The organism is Streptomyces sp. NPDC127084, assembly GCF_042724175.1.
Taxonomy (GTDB): Bacteria; Actinomycetota; Actinomycetes; order Streptomycetales; family Streptomycetaceae; genus Streptomyces.
On the sequence record NZ_JBHXFA010000084.1, the window covers coordinates 1 to 1043 of the forward strand.

At 73.3% G+C, this 1043-nt stretch carries 1 protein-coding gene; it reads left to right on the forward strand.

All coding sequences use genetic code 11. The features are described 5' to 3' along the window. Positions 1 to 355 precede the first annotated feature (355 nt). The gene (locus ACFWI9_RS20070) at positions 356 to 757 is read left to right on the forward strand and encodes an ATP-binding protein (protein WP_387163788.1); all 402 of its coding nucleotides are present in this window, start codon (positions 356 to 358) and stop codon (positions 755 to 757) included. Positions 758 to 1043: the final 286 nt, after the last annotated feature.

Genomic DNA, 1043 nt, shown 5'->3' on the forward strand with positions numbered 1-1043 from the left:
CTCCCCAGGCCCGCAGGGGCCGAGGGGGTGGGGCCTCCCCAGGCCCGCAGGGGCCGAGGGGGTGGGGCCTCCCCAGGCCCGCAGGGGCCGAGGGGACGGATCGCAAGGCGCCGGATCGACCTCGTAGTGGGGCCTACTCGGTTGATTCGGCAACGCCGCGAGTCGCCGTGCCGGGCGTCGCGACGGGGCGAACGTTGCCTGACGCGGCACTAGCTCCTGGACGATGCTCGCCGACCGGGCCACGCCTGCTGGGCGTCCGGATCCGCGAAGCCCGCCCCGAGCGCACTTAAGGCGTCGGGGTCTGGGCAGCCGCCACATGAGCCCTCATACGAGGGGGCTATTGGGGAGAGGCGCCATGGCCACCGCCCAGACGCGTTCGTTCGAGCTGCCCGACGCCGAGTCCCTCCGCTCGGTCCGGCGTACCACTCTCGCGTATTTCACCGAAGCCGCGTCCCTGCTCGGCCGCCCTCTTCGGCCGCAGCTCGTGGAGGCAGTCCTGATCGTGGTGAGCGAACTCGTGGGCAACGCGCGACGTCATGCGCCGGGGCCGTGCACCTTGCGGCTGCGGGCGGATGAGTCGGAGCTCGATATCGCGGTCAGCGACACCAGCCCTCGTCTTCCCCGTGCGCACGCTCCCGACCTCTCCGGTGTGCGGGGTGGCTGGGGACTGCGGGTGGTCACCGAGCTGGCCGGCGAGGTACGTGTCCGTCCCGGACCCGGGGCCGGCAAGACGGTTTGCGCCCGCTTGCGCTGGTAGGCGGCCCACAGGCCGCTGGGCGGTGCCGACGAGGCAGCTCACCGGGGCACAGGCGCTGTTCCGCACCTCGCCCAAGCTTCCGGAGCCTCGCCAGGAGGCGGCGAGACTGTAGCCATATGGCCGCCCGCGCGGGTTGAGTGTGCCCCGTGGACGGGGGGGCCCCCCGGGGCCCCCCGCCGGCGGCGGGGGGGGGCCCCCCGGCCCCCCCCCGGGGGCCGCGCCAAGCCCCCCCGCAGACGAAAACAAAATCAACGCCCCCCCACATAAGGGGGTTTTGTAATATATG